The organism is Xanthomonas albilineans (assembly GCF_009931595.1).
GTDB classification, from domain to species: Bacteria; Pseudomonadota; Gammaproteobacteria; order Xanthomonadales; family Xanthomonadaceae; genus Xanthomonas_A; species Xanthomonas_A albilineans.
Window position 1 is genome coordinate 405,366 of record NZ_CP046570.1, and the last position, 17,388, is coordinate 422,753.

The window sequence follows — 17,388 nt, forward strand, 5'->3', positions numbered from 1 at the left end:
TGGTGTTTCCGCATTATGACCCTCGCCGCCGCCTCGCGTGCGGGCGCGCACCGGCGCATGCCGTTGTGGCTGGGCTGGAGTGTTGCGCTGGCGTTGGCGCTGGGATTTTGCGCGCTGGGCCGTTGGCAATTGCAGCGCATGCATGAGAAGCAGGCGCTGCTCGCGCAGGCGGCGCACGTGCGCGATCGTCCGCAGGCGCTGGCCGATGCGCTGCGCACGGGCCGACCTGAGCGGCTGGCCTGGGTACACGGCGCAGGCCGCTTCCTGCCTGGGCAGATTCTGCTCGATAACCAGATCCGCCAGGGCCGTAGTGGGATGAAGCTGTATCAGCCGTTCCTGCCCGATGGCGTGTCGGTGCCGTTGCTGGTCGAGCTGGGCTGGTTGCCGTTGCCTGCCGACCGCGCCCTACCGAGTCCAGCGCCGCTGCAAGGCCGGTACGTGCTGGTCGGTCTGCTCGGGCCGCCACCGTCGCATGGCCTGACATTGGGCCCGGCGCTGGTCGCGGCGCCGTCGCCGCAGCGCTGGTTGGCGATGCGGATCGAGCCGGCGGCGATTGGCGTGGCGCTCGGCCGCCGCGACATTTTGTCGCAGGTGCTGCGCCTGGATCCGGCCCTGCCGCTGGGCTATCCGCGCGATCTGGACCCGTTGCCGAACACGCTGCCGCCCGAGCGCCACCTGGCTTACGCGGTGCAGTGGTTCGGACTGGCACTGCTGGTGCTGGTCACGACCGCATTGCTCAGTTGGCGCAGACGCAGGGGACGAGACGGGCGCTGAGTGCGCGCGCATGAGAAAATCTCCGGCATGACTGTTTCCCCTCCGATTCCGCGTGAGGCGGCCGCGCGCGGCCGCTGGCCGTTGGTCGCGCTGTTCGTGCTGTTTTTCGGCTCGATGCTGGGTGCCGGTGTGCTGCGCTTTTCCGGCTGGCAGCCGCCAGCGCGCCGCAATCATGGGGAACTGCTGACGCCACCGGCCGATCTGCGTGTGCTGCAACCTCTCCTGGCCGATGGCAGCGGTTATGCCTGGCGACCGCAGCAGCGTCTGTGGCGCATCGCGCTGGCGCCGCCAGCGGAGTGTGCCAGTGCCTGCGACGCGTTGGCGCGCGAACTGGACAAGGTCTGGCAATTGTTCGGCCACGACGCCGATCGCGTGCAGATCCTGTGGATCGGCACGCCCTCGCCATGGATACGCACACTGCCGCAGGTGCGCGTGCTGCGTGCGGATCCGGCGCTGTTGGCCGCGCTGCCGCGGGTACACGATGCCGCGGGGGTGCCGGTCTACGTCATCGATCCCAATGGCTTCGTCGTGCTGCGCTATGCCCCCGGTTTCGACCCGGCCGGCTTGCATGCCGATCTGGCGAAATTGTTGAAACTTCTGTGAGCCACCTCCCTATGAGCTTGTTCGCGCCGCCGGCGCTGTTCCGCCACTTCCACCGCATGGCCTGGCTGGCGGCGCTGTTCACCGCCAGCACCATCATGTTCGGTGCGTTCGTGCGCCTGTCCGATGCGGGCATGAGCTGCCCGGACTGGCCGACCTGCTACGGTCGGGTGACATGGCCGCAGACCAGTGCCGAAGCCAACACCCATGCGGCCAGCAAGATCCGTCCGCTGGAGACGCACAAAGCCTGGCGCGAGCAGGTACACCGTTTTCTCGCCGGTGCGCTGGGGGTGGAGGTGTTGGTGCTGTCGCTGCTGGCGGCGCGTCGACGTCGGCTGGGGATTGTCCGGATCCTCGCGGCCGCGCTGCTGGTGGCGCTGTCGATTCCACTGTACATGTCCGGCTGGCCGGTGCTGGCAATGGGGTTGGCGGTGAGCGCCGAGGGGATCCTGTTGCTGGCGGCGTGGCGCTGGTCCAATGCCGATCTCGCCCGCGTGGCGGTGTTGGCCCTGACGGTGGTGATTTTCCAGGCGTTGCTGGGCATGTGGACGGTGACTCTGCTGCTCAAGCCGATCGTGGTGATGGGGCATCTGCTGGGGGCTTTGACGATGTTCTCGTTGCTGGTGTGGATGGCCTGGCGCGCCACGCACTTGCCGATCACCCTGGCCGATGCGGTGCAGTTGCAGTGGCTGCTGCGCATCGGCGTGGGGTTGCTGGTGGTGCAGATCGCACTTGGCGGTTGGGTCAGCGCCAACTACGCGGCATTGGCCTGCGGCGGCGGCAGCTGGTCGGCGGACAATTTCCCGCGCTGCGTCAGCCAGTGGTGGCCGCCGCACGATTTCCGCGCCGGTTTCACCCTGTGGCGTGCCATCGGCGTGGACTACGAAGGCGGTGTCCTCGACGGCGCGGCGCGTATCGCCATCCAGATGGCGCATCGGATGATGGCGCTGGGCGTGTCCGCTTATCTGGTGTGGTTGAGCTGGCGTCTGAGCCGTTCGCCGGGCATGCGCGGTTGGGCGGTGGCGCTGCTGGTGTTATTGCTTGCTCAGATCAGCCTGGGCATTCTCAACGTCAAGTTGGCGCTGCCGTTGCCGGTGGCGGTGTTGCACAACGCGGGTGCGGTGGCATTGCTGTTCGTGCTGGTGTCGCTGCTGGCGCGGTTGCGAGCGCCGCAATGAGCGCCCGTGGCGTCTACTGGCGCGATTACTGGGATTTGACCAAACCCAAGGTGGTGGCGCTGATCGTGTTCACCGCCTTGGTCGGCATGTGTCTGGCGATCCCGGGCGTGCCGACCTGGGAGCAGGTGCGTACCGGGCTGCTCGGTTTCTTCGGTATCTGGCTGGCCGCTTCGGCGGCGGCGGCGATCAACCAGTTGCTGGATGCGCGCATCGATGCGCAGATGGCGCGCACTTCCTGGCGTCCGTTGGTGGTGGGCAAGGTGCTGCCGTGGCAGGTGTTGTTGTTCGCCGCTGTGCTCACCGCGCTGTCGATGACGGTCTTGGTGGTGTGGGTCAACGTCATCACAGCGGTGTTGACCTTCGCTTCGTTGATTGGCTATGCGGTGATCTATACGGTGTTCCTCAAGCGCACCACGCCGCAGAACATCGTCATCGGCGGCCTGGCCGGCGCCGCGCCACCGCTGCTCGGCTGGGCCGCGATCACCGGTATGCAGGGCCAGTGGGACTGGGCCTACGCCTCGTTGCTGGTGTTGATCATCTTTGTATGGACGCCGCCGCATTTCTGGGCGCTGGCGATCTTCCGTCGCGCCGATTACGCCAAGGCGGCGATTCCGATGTTGCCCATTACCCATGGTGTGGCGCACACGCGCAAGCAGATTCTGCTGTACACGCTGCTGCTTGTCGTGGCGACCTTGCTGCCGGTGGTCGTGGGCATGAGTGGCGTGTTTTATCTTGGCGGCACGCTGGTGCTGGATGCGGTGTTTCTCTGGTACGCCTGGCGCATGCTCGACCCACCGGATGAGATGTTCTCGATGCGAATGTTCGGCTACTCCATCGTGTACCTGATGGCGTTGTTCGCGTTCCTGCTGGTCGATCACTGGTTGCTGCCGGGTTAGGGCGCGGCGCCGTCGGCACCGCGTCCTGCGCGACCGCGACGGGGTTCAACTCAGCCAGTGTTGGCAGTTGTCGGTGTCCTGGTGGCCGCAGTTCTGCTGCATTTTCTGCTGCAGGCGTGCCAGCACGGCGCTACCGCTGTGATTTTTGCTCCAGACCTTTAGCGCCTTGCCCAGGGTGTCGAAGCGCTGCCGGGTACGCTGATGGTAGCCGTCGGGCTGGCTAGCCAGTTCGGCGATGACCTGGCCTGCGGCGTTTTCGATGGCGGTTGTGTTGTCCGGTTGCAGGCGGATCAGGCCCTTGACATAGACCACACCCCATTGCACCCGTGTGGCCGGGCCTTGTGCGCTCGCATAGGCCTTCTTCAGCCAGTACAGCGCGGTTTGCTTGTCGCCGCGCTCCTCGGCCATCCCGGACAATTCGGGCATGTAGTAGTAAGGCGTCTTGCTGCGTCCGAGTTCGGCGAGCAACAACTGTTCGGCGTCGGCTTTGTCGCCGACTAAATAGAGCAGGTCGGCGGCGCTGCTGATCGTGGACTGGCGTTCGGCATCGCTGTGTGCGGCCTGTTCGGCCCAGTGCGCGCGTTGCCGTATTTTTTCGACCAAGGCCGCCGGCAGTGGCGGCGGAGTATGCGTCTCCACCTCCGGCTGGCCCTGCGCCAGCCGCGCCAGCGCGATGTCTGCATAGACCGTCTCCAGGCGATCACTGATCGGCAAGCGACTGTCGGTGTAGACCTTGTCCAGTGCCTGCGTCAGCGCGCTCGACAACGTAGCGCGCTCGGCTGCATTCGCCGCTGATGCCTGCACCAGTTCACGTGCCGAATAGGTTAGTGCGCCGAGGTTGGCGCGCACTTCGGCCGGATCGGACAGCACGGCCTGTAGCAGGGCGCGATTGGCGGCGCGCTGTTTGGGCGTCGGTGTGCCGGTTTTGTCCATGCTCAGCGCCAACAACCCGAAGCGACGGCGCAGCGCAGGCTGCGGCACGGCGGCGGCCAGGCGTGCGAGCACGTCGGCGGTGTGTTCGGACTTGATCAAGTGCGCGCCATCTACGCTCCAGTCGTATTGGCTGAGTATGGTCCAGTCGTCGTTGCTGAGCGTAGCCGGTTCTTTCAGGGCCTGCTGCAGTAATTGTGTCGAGCTGGAGGTATGGGTTGCCGCCACCCGCAGCGCCTCGGCCAGATGGGCGGTGTCGCTGTCGCCGGCCAGACGGGTGATTTCGCTGCGGTCCGGACGCAGCACGATGATGGTCGGATAGCCCTTGATACCGAAACGGTCGCCCCAGGCTTGTGCACTTTCCGAGTCGCCGTCCAGATGCACCGCCACGAAGGCGCGAGTACGGGCGATGAATGCCGGGTCCTTGAACAGCGTGGCTTTGAGTCGATTGCAGGGGGGGCACCACGCCGCACCCCAGTAGAGCAGTAAGGGTTTGTTCTGTTCACGGGCTTCGGCGAAGGCATCGTCGAGGTCGCCCTCGCGCCAGGCAATGCCGGCACTGTCCTTGGTGGGGGCTGGCGCGGCGGCCGTGGGCGTGGCCGGAGCGGGCGGCTTTTCGCAGGCGCTCAGGGCCAGCAACGTGGCTAGACTTGTGCAGAGTATGGCGGGACGGCGGAGCATACGGCTCATATGGGGCACCGGTAAGGGGAGGGAGGCGTGGCGGGGGCCACAGCGGTCCCCTACTTTACCCAGTGCCGCCGCCGCGGGGGCATGACGGTTGCGTCTGTGCTTATAACATCGTGACCGGGCACACGATCGTGGCATCGGGCGGGTGTCTCCCCTCGTCTAAATGCGCACCGCAGATGCGAGGAATCGGTTTATTGGCCGCGCGCCGACTTCACGGTTTGCGCATAGCGCTGCGCGATCACCGCGCAGACGATCAACTGAATCTGATGGTAAATCATGACCGGCAGTACGATCGCGCCGAGGCTGCCACTGGCGAATAGCACCTTGGCCATTGGCACGCCGGTGGCCAGACTCTTCTTGGAACCGCAGAACACGATCGGGATTTCGTCCTCGCGGGAAAAGCCCAGTCGCCGTGCGCTGATGGTGATCAGCAGCATTGCCAGCGCTAGTAACAAGGCTCCGACCAGCGCCACGCCGAGCAGTGCCGGCAGCGGCGTTTTGCGCCATAAACCTTCGATCACCGCCGCACTGAAGGCGGTGTACACCACCAGCAGAATCGTGCCCTGGTCGGTGTAGCGCAGCAGCGCGCGGCGGCGATCGACCCAGGTGCCGATCCATGGTCGCAACAGATGACCGGCCAGGAACGGCACCAGCAACTGCAGCATGATCTTGCCCATCGCTTCCAGCGGATTGGCCATGGCGCTCTGTGCGCCGGCCAGCAGGCCCATCAGCAACGGGGTCAGAAACACGCCAAGCAGGCTCGACAGCGAGGCGCTGCACACGGCGGCCGAGACGTTGCCGCCGGCCATCGAGGTGAACGCGATCGACGACTGTACCGTGGATGGTAGCGTGCACAGGAACAGCACGCCGATGTACAACGCCGGGGTCAACATCCAGTGCGATAGCGGCTTCAATAGCAAGCCCAGTAACGGAAACAGCATGAAAGTGGCGGCGAAGATGGTCAGGTGCAGGCGCCAGTGCAACGCACCAGCCAGGATGGCCTCGCGCGACAGCCGCGCGCCGTGCAGGAAGAATAGCGCGGCGATGGCCAGATCGGTGAACGCGTCCATGATCCGCGCCGCGCGCCCGGACACCGGCAGTAGCGAGGCCAGCAGCACCGTACACAACAGCGAAAGGGTGAATGGTTCGATACGCAGACGAGCGAGCCAGGGTCTGATCATGGCGCGGGGCGGTGTTGTCGGGTCTGCATTGTAGGAAGCGAAGACGCAGGAGGCGAGTCCGGACGCGCTGCGTAGACAACTTTCCAGCATGCTGTGGCAATGATGGCTTTTGCCAAGTTCACCGATCGGTTGCTTGCTAAATTTCCGCGCATCGTGTTGATGGGGGATGCGGCCGGGCAATATCGAAGGTAGTAGGTGTTCCACGTCTGGCGTTTTTCCATAAATTACTAGCGACTAGGAACATGCATATGCGATACGACCCGTATCAGACCGTCTTCGCGCTTTCGACCCTGGCCAGTTGGATCAGCAATCAAATTGGCACGGCGCAAGCGTTGCAGGCCGATTATCAAAAGGTACTCATGGCGACGCTGGCGTCGCCGCCGGTGCCGCAGACGATCGGGGTCTGGGAGCTGGCCTGGGGGCCGCAGGTCTGGCAGGCGGAGAACTCCAATCGGTCGGACAACGCCATGTGCGTCGTCAAGACGCGCAACCTCGGCGATATCGCCGGGGACGTTTACGTTGTGGTGATCACCGCCACCAATGCGTTCTCTCTCTACGACTGGGTGGTGGAGGACTTCGACGTCGCCAAGGTGGTCGACTTTTCGACCTACGATCCCACCGCGAGTACCGCACCGGTTCGACTCTTGCATCCGAGCCAGACCAATCCGGTCATCTCGATGGGCACCGCGCTGGGTGTCTGGCACTTGCTCAACATGGTGAGTCCACCGTCTGGCGTGTCGCCTGGCGATACGCTGGATGGATTTTTGAAGAAAGTAACCAGCAGTGGCGCAAGCGTGATTTTCGCTGGCCATAGCCTGGGGGGGGCGTTGTCGCCGACCATGGCAACCTGGTTCAAGAATACCCACAGGCTGGACGAGTGCACGGCGGTGTATTGCTATCCCACCGCTGGCCCCACGCCGGGAAATGCCGCTTTTGCGCAGCTATGCACGAGGGTATTGCCGCCGACGAGTGGCAACGGTTATCGGGTATGGAATCGCGTGTTGTGGAACGCGTACGATGTGGTGCCGCATGGCTGGGATCTCGCGATGCTCGAGCAGATCAAGACGCTGTATGCAAACGCGCCGATGTTGTTGATCAACGCCATTGTCGATATGGCCAAGCAGTATGCATCGTCGTCGGGTATCGCGTACTGCCAGATTGCGAACCAGCGACTTTCGGGAACGTTGAGCGGCATCCCGACCACGCTTTGGGAGTTCATTGAACAGGCAGAAACCCAACATACAACCGCCTACGCCGCGCTGATCGCGCATCGGTTGAAGCCGGTGGTGCCGCCGGCGAAGAAACGGCAAACGGTGGAAATGGACATGGAGGCGGAGTTCTATGCCTTGCTCAAGCGACTTGAAGCGCTCGGCGATGTGTCGACGACGTTAGGTTAGAAGCCACCGCGACATCGGCGATGTCGACTTGTCTCAACGCGCCTCAGGTGACTTCGCATTCACTTCAAGGACATCACTTGTTCCAGGTTAGGTTTCGCAGCATCCGGCGAATGCATCGTATCCGCCGGCTAGCGTTCAGCGCAACGTCGCAAGGATCTTCAGCAGTTCGCGTAGTTCGTACTTATCGGTCTCGTCCAGTCCTTGCGCGCGTTGCTTGGCCTGCAGTTCGTCCAGGCGTTGTTGCAGGGTCTGTTTTTCCAGTTGCACCATCACATCGAGTAACTCCTGACGCCAGCTCGCGGTGTCGCCGGGAATCTCCTGCACCACCAATTTTTGTAGTGCGGCCAGTTCCTCGCGTTCGTGGAAGTGTTCGAGTAGCGCGCCAGTGGTGATTTCCGGCCGTGTATGCACGATCTGCAACAGTTCGATGAGTAACTCGACGCCGGGTAGACGCAGGCCAGCGAACGGATAGGGCGGCGTTAACTCCAGCGCCAGCGCTGGCACTTGCAGCAAACGTGCGATTGCCTCGCGCACCAGGCTGCGTTTGTGCGCCGACCGCGCTGGCCTCAGCGGCGGTCGGCTTGTCGATGTAGTGGCGGGTGCGGCGGCGCCGATGCCGGTGAGTTCGGTCAGGCGCTGGCGCATCAGGTCGCCGAACGCGCCGTCGGGAATCTGCGCCAGCATCGGTCGCGCGCGCTCGGCCAAACGCGCCTTGCCATCGAGCGTGCTCAGATTGATTTCGCGCGACAGCTCGTCGAAGAAAAATTGCGACAGTGGCGTGGCCTGGGCGAGGCGCGTGTCGAACGCCGCCGCGCCTTCTTTGCGCACGATGGTGTCCGGATCCTCGCCCTCGGGCAGGAACAGGAAGAATGCCTGGCGTCCGTCCTTCATTCGCGGCAGCACCGATTCCAGTGCCTTCCAGCCAGCGCGGCGCCCGGCGGCGTCGCCGTCGAAGCAGAAGAACACGTCTGGCGCATTGCGGAACAGTAATTCGGCATGCTCCGGCGTGGTCGCCGTGCCCAGTGTCGCCACCGCCTGAGTCACGCCGAACTGGAACAGCGAGACCACGTCCATGTAACCCTCGACCACGATCAGTCGCTCGATCTTCTGGTTGCTCTGGCGCACCTGCCACAGGCCGTACAGCTCGCGTCCCTTGTGGAATAGCGCAGTCTCCGGCGAGTTCAGATACTTGGGGCCATCGTCCTTGTCGAGGACGCGGCCGCCGAAGGCGATCACCCGCCCACGGCGGTCGAAGATCGGGAACATCACCCGGTCGCGGAACTTGTCGTAGACGTGGCCACGGTCGTTCTTGGAGAACAGTCCGGCGCGGTCGAGCAACTTATGCCGACGCTCGTCGGTGCCCAAGGCATCCTTGAGCGCGCTGTAGCCGTCTGGCGCATAGCCGATCTGGAAGCGTGCGCGGTTCTCCGCATCCACGCCACGACCATCCAGATAGGTACGTGCTTTGTCGCTGGTGTCGAGCTGGCGTTGGAAGAATTTCGTCGCCGCTTCCAGCGCCGAGTACAGGTCGCGATGGTCTTCGCCGGCGGCTTGTGCGGCGCCGCGTTGTTGCGCGTCGCGCGGTACTTCCATCCCGGCGCGCTTGGCCAGCTCGTCCACCGCGTCGAGAAATTCGAGGCGGTCGTAGTTCATCAGGAAGCTGATCGCGGTACCGTGCGCACCGCAGCCGAAGCAGTGATAGAACTGTTTGGTCGGGGAGACGGTGAACGAGGCCGAGCGCTCGTCGTGAAATGGGCAGCGTGCCGCGTACTCCTTGCCCTGGCGCTTCAGCGGCACGCGCGTGCCGATCACCTCGACGATGTCGGTGCGGGCGAGCAGATCGTCGATGAATGCGTCGGGGATGCGGGCCATCGGCATAGGATGCCACGCGTGTGCGTCGTCGCCACGGATCGGGTGCTGCGCGGTGTGGTGGATTCAGTGAGGCGGCGCTGCGGTCACGGCGCTGGGCGGGTCGATCCCGGCGTCGTCGAGGGGGCGCCGCGCGCGCTGGCGCTCGTCGATGACGGCGGTGATCAGCGCGCCGACGAAGAACACCACCGTGGCGTAGTAGATCCACACCAGCAGGATCACCGGCGCGCCCATGGAGCCGTAGGCGCTGCCCGGTGCGGCGGTGGCGATGTATACGCCGATCGCATAGCGCCCAATCACGAAAAGACAGGCGGTGATGGCCCCGCCGATGATCGCCTGCCGCCACTCCACGCGCCGATCTGGCAGGTAGTGGTAGAGCACGGCGAAGGCCAGTACGTAGATCGCCAGCGTGGAGAAGTAGCCCACCGCCGGCAGCAGCGATGGCATCCGCGCGAAGGCGACCTGCAACACGGTGGTCAGGATCATCGAGATCAGCAGCAAGAAACCTAGTGCGAAGACCACGCCGAAAGAGAATACGCGTTTTTTCAGCCACGGTAGGAAACCGTCGAGCTGCTGCTTGTCGGTGCGGAAGATCAGATTCAGCGCATTTTGCAGTTGCGCGAATACCGCTGTGGCACCGACGAACAGCAACAAGGTGCTCCACAGTCCGGCCAGCGAGCCGATGTTGGGCTGGTGCTTGGCGTTGTCGATCACCGTCTGTGCGACGTCGCGTGCGCCGTTCCCGGCCAGTTGCCCGATCTGTGCGATCAGCGCTTGCTGCGCTTGTGGATATAGCGAGGCGGTCAGCCACAGCAGCAACACCAGGAGCGGCGCCAGCGACAGCAGCGCGTAGAACGACAGCGAGGCGGCCTGGGTCATCAGATCGATCTCGGTGAAGCGCCGTGCCAGTGCCGCCGGCAGGCTCTGCTGTAGGCGGTCCAAGTGCGTGTGCAGGCGTGCGGATGATAGGGACATGGTCGCCAGAACCTTAAGCGCGCGGCGTCGAAACACCAGCCCCGCGCTGCGCGCGGTAAGTGAAAGCGCGGGCTTGCCGGTGTTGTAGCAGTCCTGCGCTAAAGATGGGTGAAGCGTGACGCGCCGGATCAGCCGCCCAGTTGCTGCTTGACCAGGGCCGAGACCTGGCCCATGTCGGCCTTGCCGGCGAGCATCGGCTTCAGCGCGCCCATCAACTTGCCGATGTCGGCCGGACCGCTGGCGCCGGTCTGCGCGATCGCAGCCTGGATCGCGGCAACGATCTCGGCCTGGCCGAGCTTGGCCGGAAGATAGCGCGCGATCACCGCGATCTCTTCGCGCTCGACCGTGGCCAGATCCTCGCGGCCGGCGGCCTCGTACTGGCTCACCGAGTCCTTGCGCTGCTTGACCATCTTGTCCATCACGGCGATCACCGCGGCGTCGTCCATGTCCACGCGCTCGTCCACTTCCCTCTGCTTGATCGCGGCGTTGATCAGCCGGATCACGCCCAGGCTGTGCTTGTCGCCGGACTTCATCGCGGCCTTCATGTCGTCGGTGAGCTGCTGTTTGAGGGGCATGACGGATTCCACAGTGAAGGAAAAAGACAGGGGCATTCTAGGCAACGCCACCGGGATAAGCCGCTGCGCATGGGAGTACAGGCGCGACGGCGACAACGGTTTGATCGCGACGTGTGGCGGAGGCAGCGAGGAGAAGCGCAAAAAGCCGGCTACGCTTGCGCGTGCCGGCTTCGTGGGCTTACCGTAGCGCCTGCCCAGACCCGCGGGCCGCGCTACCGTAGGCCGCGATCCTCAGTACAGGCGCTGGCGCTTGGTGACGTCGCGCGAGGTGCGGCGCAGTTGACGCTTCACCGCAGCAGCGGCCTTGCGCTTGCGTTCCTGGGTCGGCTTTTCGTAGAACTCGCGCTTGCGGGTTTCGGCCAGTACGCCGGCCTTTTCGCAGGTGCGCTTGAAGCGGCGGAGCGCAAACTCGAAGGGCTCGTTCTCGCGGACTTTGACGCTGGGCATGGAATCTCCGGGACACAAGGGTGGCCGGGTCAAGCCCGGCGAGCCGCACATTATAGCGACGGATTCTCCGGCTGCAAGCGTGGGGTTTGGCCTGCCGCCGATTCGGCCCCACAATGCACACATGAATGTGCTCGGCATCGAATCCAGTTGCGACGAAACCGGCGTCGCTGTCTACGACACCGCCCGCTCCGGCGCGGCTGCGCTACGTGCGCACGGGCTGTACAGCCAGATCGCCCTGCACGCCGAATACGGTGGGGTGGTGCCGGAACTGGCCAGCCGCGACCACGTGCGCAAGCTGCTGCCCTTGATCCGCCAGACCCTGGCCGAGGCCGGCCTGCGGGTGCGCGACTTGGATGCCGTGGCCTATACCGCCGGGCCGGGCCTGGTCGGCGCGCTGCTGGTCGGCGCCGGCGTCGCCCGCGCGCTGGCCTGGGCGTTGGAAGTGCCGGCGATCGGCGTACACCACATGGAAGGCCACTTGCTGGCGCCGTTGATGGAAGACCCCGACCCGGCGCACGGCGTGCCGGCGCCGCCATTCGTGGCGCTGTTGGTGTCCGGCGGGCACACGCAGTTGATCGCGGTGGAGGCCATCGGCCGTTACCGACTGCTCGGCGAAACCCTGGACGATGCGGCCGGCGAGGCCTTCGACAAGACCGCCAAGATGATGGGGCTGCCGTATCCTGGCGGTCCGCAGTTGGCGGCACTGGCCGCGCAGGGCACGCCGGGGCGCTTTCGTTTCGCGCGCCCGATGACCGACCGGCCGGGTCTGGATTTCAGTTTTTCCGGGCTCAAGACCCAGGTGCTGCTGGCCTGGCGCGGCAGCGACCAGTCCGACGCGGTGCGCGCGGATATCGCGCGCGGTTTCGAGGACGCGGTGGTGGAAACGCTGGCGATCAAGTGCGAGCGTGCGTTGGATGCGGCCGGGAGCCATACCCTTGTGGTCGCCGGCGGTGTCGGCGCCAACCTGCGCCTGCGCGCGCGCTTGCAGGCGATGGCGCAGGCGCGCGGTGGCCGCGCCTGCTTTCCGCGCCCGGCGCTGTGCACCGATAATGGCGCGATGATCGCCTTCGCCGGCGCGTTGCGCTTGCAGGCCGGGCTACACGACGCCACGGCCGCCGTGCAGGTGACCCCGCGTTGGGACATGGCGTCGCTGCCGCCGTTGGTGGCGGGATTGCCGACGCAGGGTGCGCGTACCAACAGCCCCAGCGATGTTCCAACTGTTGCTGTTGCCGGGGGCGAGTCCCGAATTTCAGGTGCTGGCAATGGATAAAGTCTTTATCGAAGGTCTGGAAATCGATGCCTTGATCGGCATCTACGCTTGGGAGCGGCGGATCCGGCAGACACTGCGTTTCGACCTGGAAATGGGTTTCGATAACCGCATACCCGCAGCCAGCGACGATATTGCCGATACGCTCAATTACAAGGCGATCAGCAAGCGCATGGTGGAGTTGGTCGAGCAATCCGATCACGGCCTGGTGGAAACCTTGGCCGAGCGCTGTGCGGCGATGGTTTTGGACGAGTTCGCGGTGCGTTGGTTGCGTTTGAAGCTGAGCAAACCGGGTGCGGTGCGCGGCGCACAGGCCGTGGGCGTGATGATCGAGCGCAGCCGCCCGTGTGGATGAAGCGGCGTGGGATGTACGGCGTATGCCGCATACGGTCATTGAAACCATGGCGAGCGCTGCTTCTGCGATGCCGAGATCCGGCAGCGGCGAGAGCATGTGATGGACGTTGCCGTGAGTACGAGCCCTGCTGAAGTGTGTTGAGACTGCCAGTGGCGCAACGCATGACGGCGCGCGTGCATGTGGCTTCCTATCGTTTGGGATTCGGCGCCGCTGCTGTCCGTTGTGTACACGATCCTGCGGTGCATCCAGGCGCGCCGTTCTGGTCGCCGCTCCCGTCGGCAGTGTTTCGGGCGGTCATGGCGCGGCAGGCCGACCGGTGTGGCAATTGGATCGTGGCCGGGCGGGGAGCAATGTCCTGAACAGGTCGTGCGCTCGCCGGGATTTGCCCCATCGTCTGGCCCCAGCGCTAAACTCAGCGCCTATGTAAGCGTTTTCTCAAAGGACCTCATGGCTTCGGATCGTATCGAATCGCTCATCGCCCGCATGACCGTCGAGGAGAAGGTTGGCCAGCTCGGTGTCTTTGCCGACATGGTGCGTCCGTTCGCGCCCGACGTGAATCCGGAAGTGAACGTGAGCAATGCCGACGAGGTGATACAGCAAGTGCGTGCCGGGCGGGTGGGGTCGCTGTTCAATGGCGTGGGCGCGGAACTGGGACGACGCATCCAGCAGGTGGCCCTGGAGGAGAGCCGCCTGGGGATTCCGGTGATCCTGGCGGCGGATGTGATCCACGGCATGCGCACGGTGTTCCCGATCCCACTCGGCGAGGCCGCCAGCTTCGAGCCGGAGTTGGCCGAGCGCACCGCGCGTGCCACCGCAATCGAAGCCACCGCCGCTGGTCTGCATTGGACCTATGCGCCGGCGGTGGATATCGCCCGCGACCAGCGTTGGGGCCGGGGCGCCGAAGGCGCGGGCGAGGATGTCGTGCTGGGCTGCGCGTTCGCCGCCGCGCGGGTGCGCGGTTTTCAGGGGCCCGACCTGCGTGCGCCTGATGCGCTGCTGGCCACGCCCAAGCACTTCGCCGCTTACGGCGCGGTCGCTGCGGGGATGGAATACGCTAGCGTGGACATCGCACCGCAGACTCTGCGCGATGTGCACCTGCCGCCATTCCAGGCGGCCTTCGGCGCTGGCGCGTTGACCGTGATGACGTCCTTCAACGACATCAATGGCGTGCCGGCCAGCGCTAACCAAGAGTTGTTGACCGACATCCTGCGCGGGCAATGGCAGTTCCCCGGCGTGGTGATTTCCGATTACACCGCCGACATGGAACTGATCGCGCACGGCTACGCCGCCGACGAGCGCGACGCGACTAAAAAAGCGTTTCTCGCCGGCATGGATATGAGTATGCAGAGCGGTTTCTACGCCGCGCATCTGCCCTCGCTGGTGGAAGACGGCGACGTGCCGATGGCATTGCTGGACGCGGCGGTGCGCCGTGTGCTGGCACTGAAGGATGCCATCGGCCTGTTCGAGGATCCGTATCGTTCGTTGGATCCGGCACGCGAGGCCGACCAGTCTCATCTCCCCGCACACGATGCGCTGTCGCGCGAGGCGGCGCGGCGCTCGATCGTGCTGCTCAAGAACGATGGTCCGGTACTGCCGCTGCGGAAATACGGGCAGAAGATCGCACTGATCGGTCCGTTCGCGCAGGACCGCGACAACATCGAAGGTTGCTGGACGTTGTTCGGAGACAAAGAGCGCTACGTGACCCTGGAGGATGGGGTGCGCGCAGCGCTGGACGATGCGCAGGCGTTGGCCGTGGTGCCTGGCTGCGCGCTGGAAGCACCGCTGGACGGCGGCATCGACGCGGCCGTCGCCGCCGCGCGCGCCGCCGACGTGGCCGTGCTGGCGCTGGGCGAGCCGCAGCGCTACAGCGGCGAGGCGCAGTCGCGCACGCAGATCGTGTTGCCACCGTCGCAGCAGGCACTGGCCGAGGCCGTCGCCGCCACCGGTACGCCCGTGGTGGTGTTACTGCGCAATGGCCGCGCGCTGGCACTGCAGGGCGCGGTGCGCGATGCCGCCGCCATCGTCGTGACCTGGTACCTGGGCACGCAGACCGGCCCGGCGGTGGCCGATGTGTTGTTCGGCGACTACAACCCTTCTGCGCGGTTGCCGGTGAGCTTTCCGCTGGATGCCGGGCAACAGCCGTATTTCTACAATCACCCGCGCACCGGACGACCGGAATTGCCGACAATGCGCGAGTTCAAGGCGCGCTGGCGCGAGGTGCCGAACGCGCCGCTGTATCCGTTCGGTCATGGCCTCAGCTACACCCGTTTCGCTTACGGCACGCCGCAACTCGACCACGTGCGGTTGGGCTGGGACGATACGCTGACTGTCACCACCCGCATCGACAACGTTGGCGAGCGTGAGGGCGAGGAAGTGGTGCAGTTGTACATCCACGACCGCGTCGCCAGTCGGGTGCGTCCGGTGCGCGAATTGAAGGCGTTCCGTAAGGTACGCCTGGCGCCGGGGCAGGGCATGGAGGTGGTGTTCACATTGGACCGGCACGCGCTCGCCTTCACCGGTCGCGATGGATGCTGCACAACCGAACCTGGACAATTCGATCTATGGGTGTGCGCGTCCGCGACCAGCGGCGAGCCGGTGGGGTTCGAGTTACTCGCACAAGCCTGATAACAGCACGGCGCGCTTTACGGTCGGTGGTGACGGGAGGGTCATTTCGCCCGCATGCATGTCGCGATGGCGAGACATGCGCAAGCATGTTTCATCCCGGTGTCTTGCGCGGAAAGCGGTACAGCAGCGCGCCGATCAGCAATGCCACGCCGGCGGCGGCCAGGTTCTGCCAACTGGCGCTGAGCAGCAGTGCCAACGCCAACAGCAATGCGGCCAGTGGGATCAGCGGCCCACCAGGCAGGCGCAGCGCACCGGGGCGGTCGCGGTAGCGCCGCGACAGCACCAAGGCTGCCGCGGCGGTGCCGGTGTAGGCGAACAAGCGCGTGACCATCGACAGCAGCGCCAGTCGCACGAACGAGCCGGACAGCGCCAGTGCCAGCGACAGCACGCCCTGCAACAGGATCGCCGCCGCCGGGGTATGGAAACGCGGATGCACCCGCGCCAGGAACGCCGGGCCGTAGCCGTCTTTGGCCAGCGCGAACAGAAAGCGTGGCCCCAGCATCACCGTGTTGCTGGTGGTGCCCAGGATGGAGATGGTGGCGCCGATGGTGAGGATGAGTGCCAGCGCCTCGCCGCCGAAGCCGCTGGCGGCATCGGCCAGCGGTGTCGCCGATTGCGCGACGTTGGCCAACGTCCCCTGCGCCACCACCTGTACCGCAGCGTAGATCAGGGTGACGGTGACGATCATCGTGATCAGCGCGAATGGCACGTCGCGGCGCGGATTGCGGTACTCGCCTGCCGCAGCAGGGATGTTTTCGAAACCAGCATAGGCGAACAACAGCAACAACGCCGCTTCGCCCATGGTGCCGACATCGTGCAGGTCCGGGGTCTTGCCGGAGAAGACCCACGATGGATCCACATAAAACAGGCCGATCCCCACGAAAAGCGCCAGCGGCAGCAACTTCCCGATCACCAGTGCCACGCCGGTCCGTGCCGCCGACTTCACCCCGATCACGTTGATCGCGGTCAGCAGGCCGAGCGCGCCGACGACGATGCTCAGGCGTGCGCCGCCATGCGCGGCGGCCGGCCAGAAGCGCACGACGGCGTCCGCCAGCCCGTTGCCCAGCGCCGCCGCTGAACTGATCCGGGTCAGCCAGATCATCCAGCCGATCTCGAAGCCGACGAAGCGGCCGAACGCTTCGCGCGCATACAGATAGCTGCCACCGGGGTCGTCGAAGTAGCTGGCCGCCTGCGCGTAGCACAACACCAGCAAGGCAACCGCCAGCCCGGCCAGCAGCACCGCCCACAGGCTCAGTGGCCCCAGCAGCGCAGCGGCGGCGGCGGGCAGCAGATAGATCCCACTGCCGATCACGTCGTTGATCGACAGGCCGACGATTTGCCAGCGGCTGACCGCACGGACCAGGCTTGGCGTGGGCGGTCGGTTCATGGCGCGGATTCTGTCGCCTGAACTGCCCAGCGCACGCGTCGCCGAGCGCATGCACGAGGCGAGGACAACACGCAGCGCGATGCCGCCATGGGGCACCGACCGGGCGGCGGTTCCGGCATGTCGGTCGGTATGTTCGCGGCGTTGTCGGTGCTGGTTTCGTCGGGTGCGCGCCAAGGGTGCAGGCAGAGGCGATGTCCTGCGCTGGGTGGGACCTGTGCAATGTATTGGATCATGGAGTCCTTTCG

15 protein-coding genes are annotated in these 17,388 nt (G+C 65.2%); 8 read left to right on the plus strand and 7 right to left on the minus strand.

Annotated elements, in window-relative coordinates; genetic code table 11:
• The first annotated feature begins 15 nt into the window (after positions 1-15).
• The 4 genes from XaFJ1_RS01700 to cyoE are packed head-to-tail and all read left to right on the plus strand — an operon-like array spanning position 16 to position 3,448.
• Complete coding sequence (locus XaFJ1_RS01700; protein ID WP_012914959.1) at positions 16-774, plus strand: SURF1 family protein; 759 nt, start codon at positions 16-18, stop codon at positions 772-774.
• Between the two features lie 27 nt (positions 775-801).
• Positions 802-1,377, plus strand: coding sequence for a hypothetical protein (locus XaFJ1_RS01705; RefSeq protein WP_012914960.1), 576 nt, complete (start codon positions 802-804; stop codon positions 1,375-1,377).
• A gap of 11 nt (positions 1,378-1,388) precedes the next feature.
• On the plus strand, positions 1,389-2,552 hold the full coding sequence (locus tag XaFJ1_RS01710; protein ID WP_012914961.1) for a COX15/CtaA family protein: 1,164 nt from the start codon (positions 1,389-1,391) through the stop codon (positions 2,550-2,552).
• Positions 2,549-3,448 (plus strand): heme o synthase, encoded by a 900-nt coding sequence (gene cyoE, locus XaFJ1_RS01715; protein WP_012914962.1) that lies wholly within the window; start codon positions 2,549-2,551, stop codon positions 3,446-3,448. The genes XaFJ1_RS01710 and cyoE overlap by 4 nt, the downstream gene beginning before the upstream one ends.
• Positions 3,449-3,493: 45 nt before the next feature.
• Here cyoE and XaFJ1_RS01720 read toward each other — a convergent pair whose 3' ends face one another.
• Together XaFJ1_RS01720 and XaFJ1_RS01725 are read right to left on the minus strand one after the other, a co-directional pair.
• Positions 3,494-5,068 carry a thioredoxin family protein gene (locus XaFJ1_RS01720; protein WP_045756696.1) on the minus strand — a complete coding sequence of 525 codons (1,575 nt, stop codon included), beginning with the start codon at positions 5,066-5,068 and terminating at the stop codon, positions 3,494-3,496.
• Between the two features lie 188 nt (positions 5,069-5,256).
• Positions 5,257-6,246, minus strand: coding sequence for a bile acid:sodium symporter family protein (locus tag XaFJ1_RS01725; protein ID WP_045756697.1), 990 nt, complete (start codon positions 6,244-6,246; stop codon positions 5,257-5,259).
• A 359-nt stretch (positions 6,247-6,605) separates the two neighbouring features.
• On the opposite strand from XaFJ1_RS01725, the gene XaFJ1_RS01730 reads away from it, so the two are divergent.
• Entirely contained in the window at positions 6,606-7,643 is a 1,038-nt protein-coding gene (locus XaFJ1_RS01730) for a lipase family protein (RefSeq protein ID WP_230596652.1), read from the plus strand.
• Between the two features lie 135 nt (positions 7,644-7,778).
• On the opposite strand, the gene dnaG is transcribed toward XaFJ1_RS01730, so the two are convergent.
• The 4 genes from dnaG to rpsU form a co-directional block, all read right to left on the minus strand.
• Positions 7,779-9,515 carry a DNA primase gene (gene dnaG, locus XaFJ1_RS01735; RefSeq protein ID WP_012914966.1) on the minus strand — a complete coding sequence of 579 codons (1,737 nt, stop codon included), beginning with the start codon at positions 9,513-9,515 and terminating at the stop codon, positions 7,779-7,781.
• Between the two features lie 63 nt (positions 9,516-9,578).
• The gene (locus tag XaFJ1_RS01740) at positions 9,579-10,487 is read right to left on the minus strand and encodes a YihY/virulence factor BrkB family protein (RefSeq protein WP_045756699.1); all 909 of its coding nucleotides are present in this window, start codon (positions 10,485-10,487) and stop codon (positions 9,579-9,581) included.
• Positions 10,488-10,615: 128 nt separating this feature from the next.
• Positions 10,616-11,062 (minus strand): GatB/YqeY domain-containing protein, encoded by a 447-nt coding sequence (locus XaFJ1_RS01745; protein WP_045756700.1) that lies wholly within the window; start codon positions 11,060-11,062, stop codon positions 10,616-10,618.
• A 231-nt stretch (positions 11,063-11,293) separates the two neighbouring features.
• Positions 11,294-11,509, minus strand: a complete 216-nt coding sequence (gene rpsU, locus XaFJ1_RS01750; protein WP_003465342.1) for a 30S ribosomal protein S21 — start codon at positions 11,507-11,509, stop codon at positions 11,294-11,296.
• A gap of 121 nt (positions 11,510-11,630) precedes the next feature.
• Here rpsU and tsaD point away from each other — a divergent pair, with 121 nt between their 5' ends.
• From tsaD to XaFJ1_RS01765, 3 genes are all read left to right on the plus strand, one after another.
• Positions 11,631-12,779: a tRNA (adenosine(37)-N6)-threonylcarbamoyltransferase complex transferase subunit TsaD gene (gene tsaD / locus XaFJ1_RS01755; protein ID WP_012914969.1), complete on the plus strand. Its 1,149-nt coding sequence runs from the start codon at positions 11,631-11,633 to the stop codon at positions 12,777-12,779.
• Entirely contained in the window at positions 12,772-13,131 is a 360-nt protein-coding gene (gene folB / locus XaFJ1_RS01760) for a dihydroneopterin aldolase (RefSeq protein WP_012914970.1), read from the plus strand. The genes tsaD and folB overlap by 8 nt, the downstream gene beginning before the upstream one ends.
• Before the next feature lie 447 nt (positions 13,132-13,578).
• A complete protein-coding gene (locus XaFJ1_RS01765; RefSeq protein ID WP_012914971.1) occupies positions 13,579-15,756 on the plus strand; it encodes a glycoside hydrolase family 3 N-terminal domain-containing protein in 2,178 nt (725 codons plus the stop codon).
• Between the two features lie 91 nt (positions 15,757-15,847).
• Here the strand turns inward: XaFJ1_RS01765 and XaFJ1_RS01770 are convergent, their stop codons facing one another.
• The gene (locus tag XaFJ1_RS01770; protein ID WP_045757165.1) at positions 15,848-17,143 is read right to left on the minus strand and encodes an APC family permease; all 1,296 of its coding nucleotides are present in this window, start codon (positions 17,141-17,143) and stop codon (positions 15,848-15,850) included.
• Between the last annotated feature and the right edge of the window lie 245 nt (positions 17,144-17,388).